Consider the following 17,820-nt stretch of genomic DNA (forward strand, 5'->3'; position numbering starts at 1 on the left):
CGCGGGGGCGTGGCTCCAGCAGTCGAGGCGCGGTACGCTCGGTTCTTTGGCGAATGTGCATTCGTCGTGAGCAAATTTCGACCACGGTTCGGTCGTTTCGACAATCGCGGAGGTGTCATGGCGACTTCTGCACCTATCACTGGATGGTCCCTCCGGTCGTGGTTCGTCACGCTCGCGGTGCTGCATGCAGGGGCTCTCGCGATGGCCGAGGAGCCGGCCGCGAAGGCGCTTCAGCTTCGGTACGACCGCCCCGCCCGCGAATGGTTGGAGGCCCTGCCGCTCGGCGACGGCCACCTGGGGGCGATGGTCTACGGCGGGTTTCCTTCGGAACGAATCGCCCTGAACGACGGGACGCTCTGGTCGGGGGGACCGAAGGACGGCGACAACCCGGAAGCCCTCAAGGCTCTACCGGAGATCCGCCGCCTGATCGCCGAGGAGAAGTACGCCGAGGCCCACGCTTACGCCAAGAAGATGCAAGGCCCGTTCACCCAGAGCTACCAGCCGATGGGCGACCTGCTGCTGACGTTCCCAGCCGTCGAAGGGGGCACGACCGATTACCTCCGCACGCTCGACCTGGACCAGGCCGTGGCGACGACCACCTATAAGGCGGGGGGCGTGACGTATACGAGGGAGCTTTTCACCTCCAACCCCGACCGCGTTCTCGTCGCCCGACTGACGGCGGACCGTCCCGGGGCTTTGGCCTTTGAGGCGAAGCTTGCCAGCAAGCAGCGGTTTCACACGAAGGCCGACGGCGACGCGCTGGTCCTCGTCGGCCAGGCCCCCGCGAACGCCGATCCGGTCTACCACAAAACGGCCGAGCCGATCTCCTACAACGATGACGCGGGGATCCGTTTCGAGGTTCGCGTGAAGGTGCTCGCCGACGGCCAGGTCTCCGTCTCGGGCGATGCGATCCGAGTCGCCGGCGCGACGACCGCGACCTTGCTCCTGACCGACGCGACGAGCTTCAACGGGTTCGACAGATCGCCTGTCCGCGAGGGCCTCGACCCGGCGCCGATTGCGGCGGAACGTCTCGCGAAGGCCGCGGCCAAGACCTACGAGACGCTCAGAGATAATCACATCCAGGATTATCAACGCCTGTTTCGTCGGGTGGCGATCGACCTGGGGCCGTCCGCGCCCGGGGCTCTGGACGTATCGACCGACGAGCGGGTGAAGCGGTTCGGCGCGAAGGACCCGGGGATGGTCGCACTCCACTTTCAGTACGGCCGATACCTGCTGATCGCCAGCGCCCGTTCCGGCGGACAGCCGCCCAACCTGCAAGGGCTCTGGAACGACGAGTTGTTCCCTCCCTGGAGCAGCAATTACACCATCAACATCAACACTGAGATGAACCACTGGCCGGCGGAGGTCGCCAACCTGGCCGAGTGCCACGCGCCATTGTTCGCCATGATCCGCGACCTGGCCGTCAACGGTGCGAAGACGGCTCGGGTCAACTACGGTTGCAACGGCTGGGTCGCCCACCACAACACGGACCTCTGGAAGCAGTCGGCGCCGGTGGGGGCGTTTGGCAAGGGGGACGCCACCTGGGCGTTCTGGCCGATGGCCGGGCCATGGCTCTGCCGTCACCTCTGGGACCACTACGCCTTTGGCGGCGACGAGGCGTTCCTGCGCGAGACCGCTTATCCGTTGATGAAAGGCTCGGCGGAGTTCTGCCTGGACTGGCTCGTCGAGGACGCCAGCGGTCGATTGACCACCTCGCCCTCGACGTCCCCCGAGAACCAGTTCATCGGTCCCGACGGCAAGCGTTCAGCCGTGAGCGCGGGGAGTTCGATGGACCTTGAGTTGATCCACGACCTGTTCGCCCACTGCATCACCGCCTCGAAGGTTCTCAAGACCGACGACGCCTTCCGCGGCAAGCTCGAAGCGGCGATGGCGAAGCTGGCCCCGCTCCAGATCGGGCCGGACGGCCGGCTGCAGGAGTGGTCGAAGCCCTTCCGAGAGGCCGAGCCGAAGCACCGTCACGTCTCGCACCTCTGGGCCGCTTATCCGGGCGACCAGATCACCCAGCGGACGCCCGACCTTCAGGAGGCCGTGAAGAAGTCGCTGATCGCGAGGACCGACCAGGGGACAGGCTGGTCGACCGGCTGGAAGGTCTGCCTGTGGGCCCGGCAAGGAGACGGCGACCACGCCTTCGGGCTGATCCAGCGGACGCTGACGCTCGGCCCCGGCGGCGTGTACGCGAACCTGTTCGGCAGCCATCCCCCGTTCCAGATGGATGGCAACTTCGCCTTCCCCGCGGGGGTCTCCGAGATGCTCCTGCAAAGCCACGAGGCCGACGGCGACGTCCATCTCCTCCCCGCCTTGCCTACGGCCTGGCCGACGGGCTCCGTCAAGGGCCTCCGCGCTCGAGGCGGCTTCGAGGTCGACCTCGCCTGGAAGGACGGCAAGCTAACCTCCGCCGTGATCCGATCCAATCTCGGCCGCAAGGCGACGGTCCGCACCGCCGGCAAGGCCGTGACGATCGAGACGAAGCCGGGCGGGACGTATACAATCGATGCAGGTTTGATCGTGCGTCCCGGGGCGTGAACTGTGTGGCCCCCTGATTTTGTCGGAGGTCCTTCATCGTGAGCACGACCGCCGCGCTTCCGGTTCTCGACGCCGCGCTCGCCTCGCGGCTGTCGAGGATCAGCGTCGACCAATATGACCGCCTTGTCGCGGCCGGCGCGATTTTCGACGCCGAGGCCGTGGAACTGATCGAAGGGCTCTTCGTGAACAAGATGGGCCGTAACCGTCCCCACGTGCTGGCGGGCAAGCTCGGGCTCGCGGCCTTGCAGCGGATCGTCCCGGCGGGCTGGCACGTCGCCAAGGAGGATCCGGTCCGGGCTTCGGACTGGAGCAAGCCGGAGCCCGATCTGGCGGTCGTTCGGGGAGGGATCACGGACTATGTCGACCGTGACGTGACGGCGGCCGACGTCGGGCTCGTCGTCGAGATTGCCGAATCGAGCCTGGCCGTCGGCCGCGACGTCATGGGCCGCCTGTACGCCGCGGGCGGCATCCCCTGCTACTGGGTCGTCAACCTCGTCGACGGCCTCGTCGAGGTCTATTCCGATCCCGACCTCGCCGCCGGCTACCGATCACGACAGGATCACCGCCGAGGAGAGACGATTTCGGTGACGCTCGACGGCGTCGAGGTCGGACGCGCGACCGTCGACGAGTTGTTGACGGGCAAGCCGAGCGCCTGAGCGCGGTCAGGGCTTGGGCTTCTCACGGTCGAAGACCATGAGGGTCCAGTGGTCGCCGGGGTCGGCGCGGAAGGTGGTGGGTCGGGGTTGGTCGGGGTCGGCGGTGCAGAGGGTGAGGCGGTCGCCTTCGAGCTTGTAGAGGCCGCGGACGACCTTGTCGCGGCCGGGGCCCCCGTCGGCGTGGACGTCGATGGTCCTGGGGTCGGACTTGGTGTTGAGGACGATCGTGGATCCGGAGAAGCTCTTGCCGTCGCGTCGCCAGACCACGCGGTCGCCGTCGACTTCGCGGGTGATCGAGCGGACGACGGCCTCGTCCGTCTCCTTCCCCTCGCGGCGGAAAGAGACGGACCGCCAGACGCCCTGGTGCCTCGCCAGCTCCGCCTTCACCTCGGGCGAGGGTTCGGGCGACTGTGTGACGAGGGCCAGGGCGAGGCACGCAACAACGATCGATTTCATGTCGACGTAATTCAACTCAACCGAAGAGGCGGGTGACGGCCTCGGCCTTGACCAGCTCGCGGGGCTGGTTCAGGTGGTTCATGACCATCGTGGCCGGGTCGATGCCGAAGGCGTGGTAAATGGACGCCAGCAGCTCGCCGGGGTGGACCGGGTCGGTGAGCGGGGCGGAGCCGGTCTTGTCGGACGAGCCGTGGACGTGGCCCCGGCGGATCCCCGCGCCGGCGAGAAGGGCCGTGTAGCAATACGGCCAGTGGTCGCGGCCGTCTGGGCTGTTGCCGTTGCCCGAGGTGCTGACCCCCTTGCGCGGGCTGCGGCCGAACTCGCCCACGGCGACGACGAGGGTCTCGTCGAGCATGCCGCGGCGGTCGAGGTCCGTCAGCAGGCCGGAGAGGCCCTGGTCGAGCATCGGGCCGGACTTGTCCTTCATCCGCTCGGTCAGGCCGATGTGGTGGTCCCACGAGTGGTTGTCGGAGTTGGCGACCTTGGGCCAGATCACCTCCACGACGCGGGCGCCGGCTTCGATGACGCGGCGGGCCAGCAGGCAGCTCTGGCCGAAGGTGTTGCGGCCGTACAGGTCGCGGGTGGGCTCGTCCTCGGCGGAGAGGTTGAACGCGTCGCGGGCGCGGCCGGATACGACCAGGCTGAGAGCACGGTCGTAGTATTCGTCGAGCTTGTAGTCGGCCACGGCCTCGTCAACGGCCTTCATACCCGCGGAGAGGGCGTCGCGGAGCTTGGCCCGGCGCTGGAGACGGAGGGCGAAGACCTCGGGCCGGAGCTGAAGGTCGTCGACCTTGATCCGGTCCATCTTGGTCATGTCCATGTCGTCGCCGTCGGGGAACAGCGTGTAGGGGTCGAAGGCCTTGCCGAGGAACCCGGCGGTGCCGCCCTTGCCGACGACGTTGCTCTCCTGCAGCGGCCGGGGGAGCATGACGAACGGGAGCATGGGGACGGTCTGCGGCCGCAGCCGGACGATCTGCGAACCGAAGTTGGGGAAGTCCTTGGGGCTGGGGGGCTCAAGCTGGCCTGACGGGCTGACCTTGTCGGTGGTGTACCCGGTCATCATCTGGTAGATGGCCGCGGTGTGGTTGAACAGGCCGTTGGGGGTGTAGCTCATCGAGCGGACGAGCGTGAACTTGTCGGAGACCTGCGCGAGCTTGGGCAGGATCTCCGTGAAGTCGATCCCCGGCACCTTGCTGTTGATCCGCTTGAACTGGCTGCGGACGTTCTCCGGCAGGTCGTCCTTGGGGTCCCACAGGTCCAGGTGGCTGGGCCCGCCCTGAAGGTAGACCATGATGATGCTCTTGGCCTTCCCCCACCCTGGCGCCGTCTTCGAAGGGGACGCCCCCGCGGCTCGCGCCGTGGCCGCCTGAAGCTGGAACAAGGTCCCGAGCCCGACCCCCATCAGCCCCGACCCTCCCACGCGAAGGATGTCGCGCCGGGTCGTTCCAAGCTGCGGGTCGCACAGATCCTTGCCGGACTGTCCGGGGACGATGATCATCGGCGGGGCTCCCTGAGGGGCGGAGAGTGATGGCGACCAGTGCGACGCGGGGTTATTCGGTTGCGGATCCATTCAGAGAGAGCGGCGGGCTCGGATGCTCGAATTCCATGTTTCCGGCCGACGTCTTGAGTTCATCCGGCGTCCGCAAGAGGAGCATGTTGACGTCTGAGCTGACCTCTTCGTCCAGTTCGTCCAGGTGATCCCAGATGAGGTCGTTTCGCTCGCTTCGGCTCAGTTTCTCGAAGCTCGGGTCGACGATCCGAATTCGGATGGAATACAGGCTGTACCGATAAATGGTGATCTGAGCAAGCGGGTGGGTCGCCTGGTATTCCTGCAGTTTGGAGGCGATCGCTTCAAGTGACGCGTCGGAGCCGCCTCGAATCTCAACGGACATCTTAAAGTCTCCCGTGGGCCCATTCCATGATCGCATCGACCGCCTTGAGGAAGGAGCGGGCGTCTCGGTCGCTCAGGGAGGCCGTTGAGTAGCGGAGTTCCGTGGACCAATCCTCAACGAGCGTGAAAGCTCGCGTGATCTCCGCCGGAAGCGCCGCGCCTCCCCTTTCACGATACCAGGACTTCAGCCGATCGTAGTCATGAGCTTTGGCTCCTCGGAAGAGATCGAGAGCGGCGGTCGTCTGCGAGTTCGGGGTCAGCGAGAGAATCAGCGACTTGAGGACGCATTCGACGCCGTATCCCGCAAGGTAAACGGCTCCCGTCGTGAATGAGGCTTCAAGGAGAATCTGGGCTTCATCGCGTCGCTGTGAAGCGCAGCGGAAGAACCGCCGGGCTTCCTTGGAACTTGGAATCGCCACTGCGGGGGAATCCTCCCCTTTCCTTCGTCAGTGGTTGAACAGGAACTCTGGGCTGTTGATCAGCGCCCACGCGACGTCCTGCGCCGCGGTCAGCCGTCGGGTGGCGGCTTGCTGGACGCTCATCTCGACGTCGCGGCGGAGCTGGACGAGGGGCGTCGGCGGAGCGATGGGCTTCTTGGCGCTTTCGATCCGGGCGAGCAGGGCGGTGCGGGCCGGGTCGACGGGGAGCGGAGTCTTCGCCATGGCGAGGGCGGCCTGGCGGTCGAGCCAGCCCTGATCCATCCGGCGGTGGTAACTCAGCAGTGTCTCAGTCTGGGCCGGCGTGCGGACCTCCGGCGCGACGGCCAGCACGGCGCGGAGGTGTTCGGGCAGACTCAGCCCCGGGTCGCGGCGGGCGACCGAGATCCGGAACCGCCCCAGGGTGAACGGGGGCTGGTACTGCTGGGACAGGGTGAGAGTCAGCACCGTTCCACCGGGTCCGCCGACCGGATCCTTTGTGCGGAAGGTCGCCCAGTGGGTCACGCCCGTGCGAGGGGAGACGGCCCAGCCGCGCGAGTCGCCGGAGTTGCCGTCGATCGCCTTCGCGACCTCGAACGAAGCCTGGCTGAAATCGGCGAGCGCGTCGCGCAGGCCGACGGGTTTGGGCTGGTCCGGCGTCGCCTTGGGCGCGGCGGAAAGCTGGAATTCGGAGAGAACGAAGTTGCCGTCGGGAGCCCGACCGGGGCCGTTCTGCGGCTGCTTGGGATCGGCCAGGACTTCCAGGCGGACGGCGGCGATCCCTTCCAGGTCGGTTGCGGCCGTGACGGTGAAGTCGGCCCTCTGGGCGGGGCCGGCGGCCGTGATCGCGCCGTCGGCTTCCTTGGTCAGCTTGAGCTTGCCCGTGGCCTTCAACTCCGAGGGATTGAGGACGACCCAGGGGTCGACGACGGCGCCGGCGTTCGCCTTTTCCCAATCGCCGACCTTGGCCGCGATCTGAGCGTCGTACGCCTTCACCTCGGCCTCGGCGGCGGCGACCTTGTCGGCCTGCTCCTTCTCACGGGAAGCGCGGCGGGGACCGTCGGTCGCGTCGAACGCGGCCAGGTCGGCCTCGGCGGCGGCGAGCGTCGCCAGTCGCTCCCGTTCGACGCGCGGGCGGTCCAGGGCGAATTCCACCTCCTTTTTGCCGAGGCTTTCGACGAGGGACTTGTGATCCTCGTCGACCTCGCGGAAGGCGGCGCGGGAGGCTTCGAGCTGCTCGGACGTGGCCGGTCGGTTCAGGATCCGCATGAACAGCTCGGAGACCAGCTTGTCGTCGTCGGGCTCGCGGGCGGTCAGGCCGGTCAGGGCGTTGGACGGGTCGGCCAGGGCGTCGGCCAGGGTCGGGCCGCTGACCAGCGCCATGACGGGGCCGAGCTGCAAGCCGCTGGACCGTTCGCACTCGCAGGCGCTCTCACGCGCCGGGCGGCCGAAGGCCGAGAGGAATCCGCTGGGGAGTTCCACACCCGAGTCCGGCAGAGCGGCCGCCCGGGTGCCGTCCGGAACGCCGGGGATCCGCGAGGTCGAACCCGTCACCAGGTTCACGGCGTCGAAGAGCACCTCGGCGGGGAGCCGCCGGGCGACCGCGTGCGAGTAGTTCGTCTTGTCGTCGGCGTTGAACTTGTTGGTCGCGACCGAAAGCTGGTACGTCCGCGAGGTGCAAATGTCGCGGAGCATCTTCCGGACGTGGAAGCCCCCCTTCACGAACTCGCTCGTCAGGTGGTCGAGCAGCTCGGGGTTGGAGGGCGGGTTGCCGGCGCGGACGTCGTCGAGCGGCTCGATCAGGCCGACGCCGAACAGGTAGCCCCACAGGCGGTTGACGTACGTCCGGGCGAAGTACGGGTTCTCGGCCGAGGTCAGCCAGGCGGCCAACTCGTCGCGACGGCTCGACCCGGATGCCGCGGGATGCTCGCATTCGAAGGGGAACTTGGGAGGCGTCGGCTGCTTGGTCCGGTCGTGGACGACCTCCTCCTTGCCGGCGTCGGAGACGATCTCGTAGAGCGGCTGGGGCTTCTCGACGGCCGTGCCGCCGATCGTCTTCCCCTCGCCGGCCGGGTCGGGCTTCAGGTCCACCTGCGCGAAGAAGGCGGCCGTCTGATAGTACTGGTCCTGAGTCCAGCGCTCGAAGGGGTGGTCGTGGCACTTGTTGCAGTTGAACCGAACCCCCAGGAAGAGCTGGGTGGTGTTCTCCATCGTCGCGCCGGGCTCGCGGAGGATCTTGTAGTACGAGGCGGCCGGGTTGGCCTTGTTGGAGCCCGCCGCCGTGACGACCTTGCGGGCGAACTCGTCGTACGGAACGTCGGCGACGACCTGCGTGCGGATCCAGTCTCGGAAGGCGGCCGCGCCCTCGACGCCCAGGAACTTGCGGTTCACCTGCAGCAGGTCGGCCCACTTGTTCGTCCAGTAGTCGATGAACGCCGGCGAGCCGATCAGGCGGTCGACGAGGGCCTCGCGCTTGGCCTTGGATTCGGCCGGGTCGGCGAGGAACGCGCGGACCTCGTCGGCGGATGGGGGGAGGCCGGTGAGATCGAGCGAGACGCGGCGGAGGAACTCGGCGTCGGTGCAGAGGCCGGAGGGGAGGATCTTCATCCGTTCCCACTTGGCGGCGACCAGGTCGTCGATCCGGCCGTAGCTTGGCGGGGTCGTCCAGGCGAAGCCAGTCCGATCGCCCATGACGGTGAGGGTCGTCGAGGCGTAGCAGCCTTCATAGCGGACCAGGACGGGAGCCTCGCCGCGGCGGAGGGCGGCGACCAACCCCAGGGGCTTGGCGGCGGCGACCTCGGTGTTGCCGCTTTCGACGAACGCCTCGCGAGTCACGTCGCGGGTCGAGCCGTCGGGGAACGAGGCGACGACCCGAAGTTGCTGGGTCGCGCCGGGGAGCGGAATGATCGGGTTCTTGGGGAAGACCTCGATCCTCGCGACCTTGGGGGAGGCCCGGTCCAGCTTCGCCCCCTGAGCGATCCAGGAGCGGACGATCTCGAAGTAGGCGTCGCCGGGCTTCATCAGGACACCGCCGACGTGAGGGACGACGCCCGTCGGCTTGTCGAGCATCAGGCTGTCCTCGGGCGAGGCCAGGTTGACGCGGCGGCCGGCGACGTCGTCGGTGAAGGCGGTCACGTCGTAGAGCGGGTCATACCCGCGGAGCGACAGCTTGAAGCCGTTCTTCCCCTGGGCGGAGCCGTGGCAGGTCCCCTGGTTGCAGCCCAGTCGCGAGAGGACCGGATTGACGTCGCGGACGAAGTCGGGCCGCATCGGAGCGCTCAGCCCCTCGACCTTCGCGGCGACCTCGACGGTCTTGCCGCCGATCGCCAGGACGACCTTGGCGGAGCCGTCCGCCTTCGGTTTCACCAGGCCGGCGTGCGAGACCTCGACGGCGTCCCCCTCGACCTTCATCTCGACCATCCGGGTGGCGTCGAAAGCGTCGCCGGAGGCGAGCTTCGCCGTGATGACGAGTTGCGCGTAGGAGGCGGGCGATCTCAGCGAGACCTCGCGGGGCTCGACTTCCAGGGCGACGACCTCGCCGGCCGGCGGCGTCTCGGAGCTTGCCGGCTCCTCGGGGAGATTCAGCCGAGCGGGCGAGCCGGCGGCGGCGAGGTTCCCCTCGGCCGAGCCGGCGATTGGGACCGGGACGAACTCCTTGATGAGCGAGCCGGTCTCCGGATCGATCAGGCGGACCAGGCCGTCGGAGCCGGCGGCGGCCAGCACCTTGCGGTCGGGGCGGAAGTCGACGGCGTACTGGCCGGCGGGGGCCTTGAATCGCGAGACCTCGCGCACGCCCTCCTTGTGATAGGCGTCGACCGCCGCGTTCTCCTCGGCCGACCGCGCGGTGACCACCTTGGTCTGGATCTTCTTGATCGCCTCGGGGTATTCGTCGCCGAACTCATACGAGTAGACGGCGATCTCCCCCGAAGTCCCGTCGAGGCTGCCGGCGGCGGCGATTCGCAGCCCGTCCGGGCTGACGGCCACGCCCATCACGCGGCCAGGCAGGGAGGGGAGTTCGCGCATCAGGTTCGAGTCGTCGCCGATGACGCGCTGGGTCTGGCGGAAGATCCGGTAGACGCGGGGCTGGCCGTCAGAGCCGCCGATCACCAACTCATCGCGCTTCGGGTGCCGGGTGATCGCCGACAGCCCTCCCTTGAGCGCGCCGGGGGTGATGGAGGTCACGTTGTCCACGAATCGCTGTTCGGCGATCTCCGTCAGCTTGGCCGTCATGTCGCGGCCGACCGAGACGAGGTGCGAGCCGTCAGCCGAGAAGACCGTGCCAAGCGCCCAGTCGGAGTGCGAGCCCATGAACAGGACCTGAGCCCCGGTCTTGGCGTCGATGGCGCGGACCGAGTTGTCAGTGCAGCCGAAGGCGACCTTGGTTCCGTCGGGCGACCAGCTCGCACCGAAGGCGACGTCGAACGAGACCGAGGTCGACAGCAGGAGCTTCCGCTTGGCGACGTCCCAGATCTGGATCTCGCCTCGGCGGGCGGGGTCGCCGCCGGTCGCCGCGAGCTTCGAGCCGTCGGGCGAGAAGGCCAGCGAGTCGACCCGCTCGGACAGGCCGACGAGGCGGGCGACTAGCTCGGAGCCGTCGGCCTTCCAGAGGACGATCTCATGGAAGCCGGCGACGGCCAGCAGCGAGCCGTCGGGCGAGAAGGTCAGGGCGGGGATGACGGGGGGGCGGGAGTACTCGGGCGGGTGCTCGGCGTCGACCTTCGACCCCGCGCCTGCGGGCGTGTCGTCGACGGCGCCCTGGGCGATCCAGGCAGTGATGGTCTCGATCTCGGCCTTCGAGAGCGGCGGCGCGTTGCGGGGCATCTCGGCCTTGCCGTCGTGGGGCGTGACCATCTCCACGAGCGAGCTCTCGCCGGGTTTGCCGGCGACGACCGCTGCACCCTCCGTCTCGCCCCCCTTCAACAGCCTGTCGAACGACGTCATTACATAGCCGCCGCCCGCCTTGGCCGGCTGGTGGCAGCCCTGGCAGCGGCCCTGGAGGATCGGTCGGACCTGCTTGTCGTAGCTGACCTTCGGCGGTTCGTCGGCGATCGCCGATGAGGTCAGAAACGCCAGCCCCGCCAGAGCCAAAGCCCCGACCCGGCCGCGCCCCGGCCGGCCCATTTCGCGCGTCGTTCGACCCATGAGCGGATGCTCCCCGATGTCGGGCTTCGATCAGTGCATTCCGCAAATGTTAAACGACCGGCGGGGGCCGACGCAAGGCGTGCGGGGAACGCTGTAAACGCACAACGACCCGGCGTCGGGAGAGGACGCCGGGTCGTCGTGTTGAGGAGAGGCGTGATTGGCGTCAGTAGCTGTCGGAACTGACGACCTCGCCGCCGCTGATTGAACCCAGGGCTCGCCAGACGGGCAGGCTGATCGAGTCCTTCATGAACTGAACGTGGCCGTCGCCGAACAGGGTGTTGACCCCGCCGGAGTGGCGGCTGCGCGAAGCCATGACGGTGTTGGCCGCCGAACTCTGGATGAGGCACGGCGGGTTGTTGTTGTAGCCCGGTTGGCAGTAGTTGCTCCAGGAGATGTCCGGCAGCTTGGTGTTGGGGGCCAGGTACGTCTCGAAGGCGGCGCCGTAGCCCCAGTGGACGTAACCCCGGAGGTCGCTGCCGGCGACGGCGCTGGTGGTCTCTCCCTTGATGATCTCGGAGACCAGGATGGTGTTGCTGGTGCCGTCGGTGATTTCCGAGATCCCCACCACGCCGTACTGTGAGGTGGTGTAACCGTCCGGACCCCCGTTCACCGGATTCGTCGGCCACATGTCGGTGAAGGGCGCCTTGAGGTAGGAGACCGCCGCGCTGCCTGTCCCGTACGTGGCGCTCTGGTAGAACGTCGTGTTGCCGAAGTTCGCCGCGTAGTTGTACGAGGGGATGTTGGCGAGCGGCTTGGTGTTCTTGTCGGAGGGGCAGAGATAGACGGTGAACAGGTTCTGGGAGATCGTCGTGTTGGCCGCTCCACTGTAACGGAGCACCGTGTCGTTCGAACCGCCCGGTTTGCCGGCAGCCGAGTTGTCGCCGTTGAAGTTCCAGCCGTTGAAGGCCGAGGTCTGCTCCATGTAGGGGAGGACGAAGACGACCCACGTTCCCCAGCAGCAGCCCTTGATGCCGGCGGGGAGGCTCCCCATCGAGCTTTCGTAGTTGGCCATTCCCAGGCCGATCTGCTTGAGGTTGTTGTTGCACTGCATTCGGCGGGCGGCTTCACGCGCGCTTTGAACGGCGGGAAGCAGCAAGGCGATCAACACAGCGATGATGGCGATGACGACCAGCAACTCGATCAGGGTGAAGCCTCTGCGGCTCGGCTCGGACATGACGCCTCCAGAAGGGTACGGAATGGGAGAGTTCATCGACGGCTGTAGCGGGTTCAACGCCGGCTGCGGCGGGAGGGCTTGGTCGCCGTGATGTCGAAATCGAAATTGTTGGACTGAGCGGGGTTGACGGTCGCCTCCATGGGCGACTTCGAGGTGTAAACGACCGCCGGCGCATCCCCTTCCGATGGTTCGCCGGGCACCTCATCGGACGCGCCGGCGGCGCCGGCGTCCGAGTCTGCCGGAATAATGGTGACGGTGTAGGGCCCCAGAGCCGGACCTTCAGAGGCGGGTATCGTGTAGGAGCCGTCGACCACCTGGCCCCAGGAGGCCCCGCGCGAGTCCCCTTCCTTGGGGATGAACTGAATATGGCCCTTCGTTAGCGGCTTGCCGTCGACCGACACCCTGCCTGAGACCGCCGCTCGTTCGAGTTCGTCGCTTTCGCCGCAACCGAATATCGTCAGGGCGATGGCCAGCCAGGGGGCCTTCACTCTCGATCGTTTGTCTGCAAAGCCCACGTCGTCCGATCCTCTGCCTCGTTCTGAATCCTGGCGCAAGCGGTGAGACGAATGCGCACGTTAGGGGGGAGGACTTCGATTCTAGCGCGATGTGTGAAGGGCGAATGAAGTCGGAATACCGAATTCATTAATACTGGGTCGAGAGTTCGCCCCCTTACGGATGTGATTCGATGGTTGTACGATGGGCCGCGGGATCGCGTTCGCTCGAACGAGGAGGTGACTCATGAAGGGGACGTCATTAGTCTCGGCGATCGCTCTGCTTGGTCTGGTCTGTGCCGAGGCGTCGGCCGTTGAAGCGGAGAAGCGGCCGAACATCCTCTTCGCGATCGCCGACGATTGGAGCGTCCACGCGGGTTGTTACGGAACGCCCTGGGTGAAGACGCCGGCCGTCGATCGGATCGCCCGCGAAGGGATTCGATTCACGAACGCCTTCACGCCGATGGCGAAGTGCGCTCCGTCGCGTGCGATCGTCCTGACGGGTCGGCACCTCTGGCAGAACGGCGAGGCCGGCAACCATCAGGCGTACTTCCCGGCCGATCTGAAGGTCTGGCCGGAGGCGCTCGTCGAGGCCGGATGGCGGGTCGGCTTCACCGGCAAGGGCTGGGGGCCGGGGGTGGCGAACGACGCCTCGGGAAAGCCTCGGCGACTCACGGGGACGGCCCACCAGAAGCGCAAGAGCCCACCGCCCACGAAGGGGATCTCCGACCTCGACTACGCGGCGAACTTCTCCGATTTCCTCGACGCGACCCCCGCCGCCGGCAACCCCTGGTGTTTCTGGTACGGGGGCTTTGAGCCGCACCGTGGTTATGAGGCTGGCTCGGGGGCGTCGAAGGGGGGCAAGAAGCCGTCGGACGTCGACCACGTTCCAGGCTACCTGCCGGACTCGGACGTCGTCCGCGACGATCTGCTCGACTACGCCTACGAGGTCGAACACTTCGACGCCCACCTCGGACGCATGGTCGCCGAGTTGGAGAAACGCGGCCTGCTGGAGCGCACCCTCGTCGTCGTCACCAGCGATCACGGCATGCCGTTCCCCCATGTGAAGGGCTTCGCCTACCACGACTCGAACCATGTTCCGTTGTTGATCCGATGGCCCGCTGGCCTGAAGTCGCCGGGGCGGGTCGTGGAGGACTTCGTCGATTTCACCGACCTCGCGCCGACGTTCCTCGACTATGCGGGCGTCGACGTCGCGAAGGCCGGCATGAAGCCGATCACCGGCGATTCCCTGCGACCCATCCTGGAAGCCGACCACGGCGGCCGGATCGTCGCCGGCCGCGATCACGTCCTCGTGGGCAAGGAGCGGACGGACGTGGGCAGGCCGCACGACTGGGGATACCCGATCCGCGGGATCGCCGACGCCGATTTCCTCTACCTGCGCAATTACGAGCCCTCGCGATGGCCGGCGGGGAATCCCGAGACCGGCTACCTTGACGTCGACGGCGGTCCCAGCAAGAGCCTGATCCTCGAGCGTGGTCGGAAGGACCGATCCGACCTGTTCTGGCGGCTCTGTTTCGGTATGCTCCCCGCCGACGAACTCTACGACCTCCGCAACGACCCTGACTGCGTCCGCAACCTGGCCGCCGACCCAGCCCAGGCTGACCGCGTCCGCTCGTTGCGCGATCGGATGGAATCCGAGCTGCGAGCCCAGGGCGACCCCCGAATGCTCGGCCGCGGCCTCGTCTTCGACGAGTACAAGGCGACCAGCAACGCAGGGTTCTATGACGCTTACCTGCGCGGCGAGAAACTGAAGGCCGGATGGGTCACCCCGACCGACTTCGAGCCTGCGCCGATTACGCCGCGGCCCTGACGCTTCGCGGCATCAGTCCTGCTCCGCCCACCGGAGCCAGGCGGAGGCGTCGGCGTCGCTGGGCATCCGCCAGTCGCCTCGCGGGGAGAGGCTTACGGTTCCGACCTTCGGGCCGTCGGGGACGCACGAACGCTTGTACTGCTGGGCGAAGAACCGGGTGATGAACGTCCGCAGGGTCTTCTCGACGAGGGCCGGAGGGTACGGCTTGGAGAAGTCGGCGAAACGGCTGAGGTAGAGGATCTTCTCCGGCGGGCAGCCCCAGCGGATTGCGTGGTAGAGGAAGAAGTCGTGCAGCTCGTACGGGCCCAGGGAGTCCTCGGTGGCCTGGAGGATCTCGCCTCGTTTGGAGGTCGGCAACAGCTCCGGGGAGATGGTCGTCTCGGCGATCGAGGTCAACGTGTCGCGGGTGGGGCCGGCAGGGAATTCGTGGTTCGCCGCATATAGGACGAGGAACCGGACGAGCGTCTTGGGGATCGAGCAGTTGGGGTTGTACATGCTCATGTGATCGGCATTGTACGTCGACCACCCGAGCGCCATCTCGGACAGATCCCCGGTGCCGACGACGAACCCGCGCGACATCAGGAGGAACGTCCGCAGCCGGGCCTGCACGTTCTCGAATGTCAGGTCCTTGCGGTTCTCCTCAGGGAGTTCGAGCAGCGCCGCTCGAAACGCCGAGAGATTCATGTGGCGGGCGTCGATACCGAACGGAGAATGGCCCAACTCGCGGAACGACTGGAAGGCCAGGCCGGAGATGTCGATCGTCTCCGACGAGACTCCCAAATGCTCCATCAGGTCGACGGCGTTCGTCCGCGTGCGGTTCGTCGTGCCGAACCCCGGCATCGTCAGCCCGTGGAGGAGCTTCCGGTCCATTCCCAGGAGGTCGAGCGTCTTGACCGCCACCAGGAGCGCGAGCGTCGAATCGAGCCCGCCCGAGACCCCCATGTGCAGCGTCGTCCCTGCGGGGAGGCGTTCGACGCGCTTGGCCAGGCCGGCGACCTGGATCTCGAAGATCTCGGCGCAGCGGCGGTTCAACTCGGGGCCGTTCGCCGGGACGAAGGGCGCGGCGGGGACGAACCGCTTGAGGTCGGGACGCTCCGACAGCCCCAGGCCGACGCCGATGCGGCGAAACGGGCGGACTGGTCCGACGGGCCATTCAAACGTCGCCGCCGACCGTCGCTCGAACGTTAGCCGGTCGACGTCCACGTCGGCCTCGATCCAGTACGATCCCCGTTCGATCGGCTGGCCGTCTCCCACGCGGCGGGACTCGGCGAGCATCCGGCCGTCCTCGGCGATCAGGCAGTGGCCGCCGAAGACGAGGTCGGTCGTCGACTCGGAGGGGCCTGATCCGCTGTAGGCGTAGGCCGCCATGCAACGCCCGGACTGACCGACGACGAGGTCGGTCCGATACGCGCTCTTGCCGATCGTCTCATTGCTGGCCGAGAGGTTCAGAAGGATCGTCGCCCCGGCCAGAGCCTGCGAGGCGCTCGGGGGGATGGGGAGCCAAAGGTCCTCGCAGATCTCCACGCCCAGGATCACGTCGCGGCCGGCGTCGCCCGCGCCCTCGACGGGGAAAAGCAGGTCGATGCCGAAGGGCGTCGGTCGGCCCAGCAGGTCGATCTCGGCCGGTTCCTCGCCCCGCGCCGGGTGGAACCAGCGGCGCTCGTAGAATTCCTTGTAGTTCGGCAGGTGTTGTTTGGGGACGAGCCCGCGCACGCCCGAACCGTCGATCACCGCCGCACAATTGTAAAGGTGTGGGCCGACCCCCAGCGGCAGCCCGACGACAACGATCCGCGGCTGGCCCGTGTTGGCCTCGACGACCGCCGCCAGTGCGTCGACCGCGGCGTTCAGCAGGGTGGGCTGGTAAAAGAGGTCCGCACAGGTGTAGCCGGTGAGGCAAAGCTCCGGGAAGAGGACGACGTCGCAGCCCTCCGTCCGTTCCAGCACGCCGACGACCTCGCGGGCGTTGGCCGCCGGGTCGCCTACCGAAGTTCGAATCGTCGCCGAGGCGACGCGGACGATTCCGAATGCGTTCATATCATCCCCGGAGCATCATCGCCCGGTCGATTGACCGGAGCTTCTCATCGAGAGTAAAACAGGATGGGTTCGGCATCAATGCAGGTCATGCGCCGCAAGCCTCCCGCGTCATCCTCGACAGGCCCCCGCCGGGCCGGTTCGGAACGGAGCCCCGGCCATGCAATCTGAGCCTTCAGGTTCCCCCTCGGAGTCCCCTGGCTCGGAATCGGCTCGGCCCTTCCGATTGAGCCACGCCATGGTTCTGACAGCCGCCGCCGGCCTAACCTTCGCCGCCTGGCCGCTCATGGATCGGATGATCCTGACCTCGCGCGAATTGAGCGGGCTCCCCCCCGAATGGCCGTCCCGATTTGTCCTCACGTTCTATTGTTGGTGCCCCTTCTTGGCCATCGCTCGCCTCATGGGGCCCCGGGAGCGAAGGCGGCAGGCGGCGCGGTCGTACGGGACGGCGGCCGTGGCCGCGGGGACGGCGGCGTTGGGCTTCGCTCTCATCTTGTCGCTGGCACAACTCCTCTTGCCTAAGTATGGGATTTACACGGCGTTCCTGCTGGAATCCGCGGCGTCGAAATCGCTAGCGATCGACCCTGAATACTGTGAACTCGTGGATGGTCTGGCCCGGAGCGGCCCCGCCGCGACGTGTGCGATCCTCGGAGCGTGGTCAACTCTCGCGCTGACGGGCGTGGGCCGACGTCCCGCGGGGTGGCTCGACTGGTTCTGCTTGACATCGTCGATCCTGCTCGTGCTCTGCGTCGCGTTCCATGACCTCGCGACGTGCTTGATCTAGGTAACGGAGCTCCGGCTATGCAGGCTGAACCTTCGGCATCACTGGCGGAGGTCTCCGATCTGGAAGCAGTCCAGCCGCTCCGGATCGTTCACATGATGGCGTTGACGGCTGGGGTCGCGGCAACTCTCGCGGCATGGCCGCTGATGGACAGGATGATCTTGGACTCGATCGAGTTGGGTGGACTTCCCCCCAGGTGGTCTCCCAGAATCGTAGTCATGTTCTGTTGTTGGTGCCCCTTTCTGGCCATCGCTCGGCTCGCGAGGCCTCGGGATCGAAGGCGGTGGGCGGCGCGGTCGTACGGGACGGCGTCCGTCGCGGCGTCTTCGGCGGCGCTGGGGGCGGTGCTCATCGTTTCCTTGGGCGAATTCCGGCGACTGCGGGTCTCTCCCCTTTGGGACTGGTAC

Annotated in this window: 13 protein-coding genes; 4 read left to right on the top strand and 9 right to left on the bottom strand. The window is 67.2% G+C overall.

Going from position 1 to position 17,820, the window contains the following annotated elements; genetic code table 11:
- The first annotated feature begins 117 nt into the window (after window positions 1-117).
- Both G5C50_RS21105 and G5C50_RS21110 read left to right on the top strand, forming a co-directional pair.
- Window positions 118-2,544, top strand: coding sequence for a glycoside hydrolase family 95 protein (locus tag G5C50_RS21105; protein ID WP_206107791.1), 2,427 nt, complete (start codon window positions 118-120; stop codon window positions 2,542-2,544).
- Window positions 2,545-2,582: 38 nt separating this feature from the next.
- The gene (locus G5C50_RS21110) at window positions 2,583-3,200 is read left to right on the top strand and encodes a Uma2 family endonuclease (RefSeq protein ID WP_165072658.1); all 618 of its coding nucleotides are present in this window, start codon (window positions 2,583-2,585) and stop codon (window positions 3,198-3,200) included.
- Window positions 3,201-3,206: 6 nt separating this feature from the next.
- Here G5C50_RS21110 and G5C50_RS21115 read toward each other — a convergent pair whose 3' ends face one another.
- From G5C50_RS21115 to G5C50_RS21145, 7 genes are all read right to left on the bottom strand, one after another.
- A complete protein-coding gene (locus G5C50_RS21115) occupies window positions 3,207-3,656 on the bottom strand; it encodes a TIGR03067 domain-containing protein (RefSeq protein WP_165072660.1) in 450 nt (149 codons plus the stop codon).
- Between the two features lie 16 nt (window positions 3,657-3,672).
- Complete coding sequence (locus G5C50_RS21120) at window positions 3,673-5,154, bottom strand: DUF1501 domain-containing protein (protein ID WP_165072662.1); 1,482 nt, start codon at window positions 5,152-5,154, stop codon at window positions 3,673-3,675.
- Between the two features lie 52 nt (window positions 5,155-5,206).
- On the bottom strand, window positions 5,207-5,548 hold the full coding sequence (locus G5C50_RS21125; protein ID WP_165072664.1) for a hypothetical protein: 342 nt from the start codon (window positions 5,546-5,548) through the stop codon (window positions 5,207-5,209).
- A 1-nt stretch (window position 5,549) separates the two neighbouring features.
- Window positions 5,550-5,966, bottom strand: a complete 417-nt coding sequence (locus G5C50_RS21130) for a HEPN domain-containing protein (RefSeq protein WP_165072665.1) — start codon at window positions 5,964-5,966, stop codon at window positions 5,550-5,552.
- 27 nt (window positions 5,967-5,993) lie between these two features.
- Entirely contained in the window at window positions 5,994-11,105 is a 5,112-nt protein-coding gene (locus tag G5C50_RS21135) for a DUF1549 domain-containing protein (protein WP_165072666.1), read from the bottom strand.
- Window positions 11,106-11,268: 163 nt separating this feature from the next.
- Window positions 11,269-12,279, bottom strand: a complete 1,011-nt coding sequence (locus tag G5C50_RS21140; protein ID WP_165072667.1) for a DUF1559 domain-containing protein — start codon at window positions 12,277-12,279, stop codon at window positions 11,269-11,271.
- Window positions 12,280-12,332: 53 nt separating this feature from the next.
- Entirely contained in the window at window positions 12,333-12,794 is a 462-nt protein-coding gene (locus tag G5C50_RS21145) for a hypothetical protein (RefSeq protein WP_165072668.1), read from the bottom strand.
- Window positions 12,795-13,017: 223 nt separating this feature from the next.
- On the opposite strand from G5C50_RS21145, the gene G5C50_RS21150 reads away from it, so the two are divergent.
- Window positions 13,018-14,601, top strand: a complete 1,584-nt coding sequence (locus G5C50_RS21150; RefSeq protein WP_165072669.1) for a sulfatase family protein — start codon at window positions 13,018-13,020, stop codon at window positions 14,599-14,601.
- Window positions 14,602-14,613: 12 nt separating this feature from the next.
- On the opposite strand, the gene G5C50_RS21155 is transcribed toward G5C50_RS21150, so the two are convergent.
- On the bottom strand, window positions 14,614-16,635 hold the full coding sequence (locus G5C50_RS21155; RefSeq protein WP_165072670.1) for an NAD(+) synthase: 2,022 nt from the start codon (window positions 16,633-16,635) through the stop codon (window positions 14,614-14,616).
- A gap of 235 nt (window positions 16,636-16,870) precedes the next feature.
- Here G5C50_RS21155 and G5C50_RS21160 point away from each other — a divergent pair, with 235 nt between their 5' ends.
- On the top strand, window positions 16,871-17,416 hold the full coding sequence (locus tag G5C50_RS21160) for a hypothetical protein (protein ID WP_165072672.1): 546 nt from the start codon (window positions 16,871-16,873) through the stop codon (window positions 17,414-17,416).
- A gap of 88 nt (window positions 17,417-17,504) precedes the next feature.
- Here the strand turns inward: G5C50_RS21160 and G5C50_RS21165 are convergent, their stop codons facing one another.
- A complete protein-coding gene (locus tag G5C50_RS21165) occupies window positions 17,505-17,765 on the bottom strand; it encodes a hypothetical protein (RefSeq protein WP_165072674.1) in 261 nt (86 codons plus the stop codon).
- Window positions 17,766-17,820: the final 55 nt, after the last annotated feature.

Source organism: Paludisphaera rhizosphaerae (assembly GCF_011065895.1).
GTDB lineage: Bacteria > Planctomycetota > Planctomycetia > Isosphaerales > Isosphaeraceae > Paludisphaera > Paludisphaera rhizosphaerae.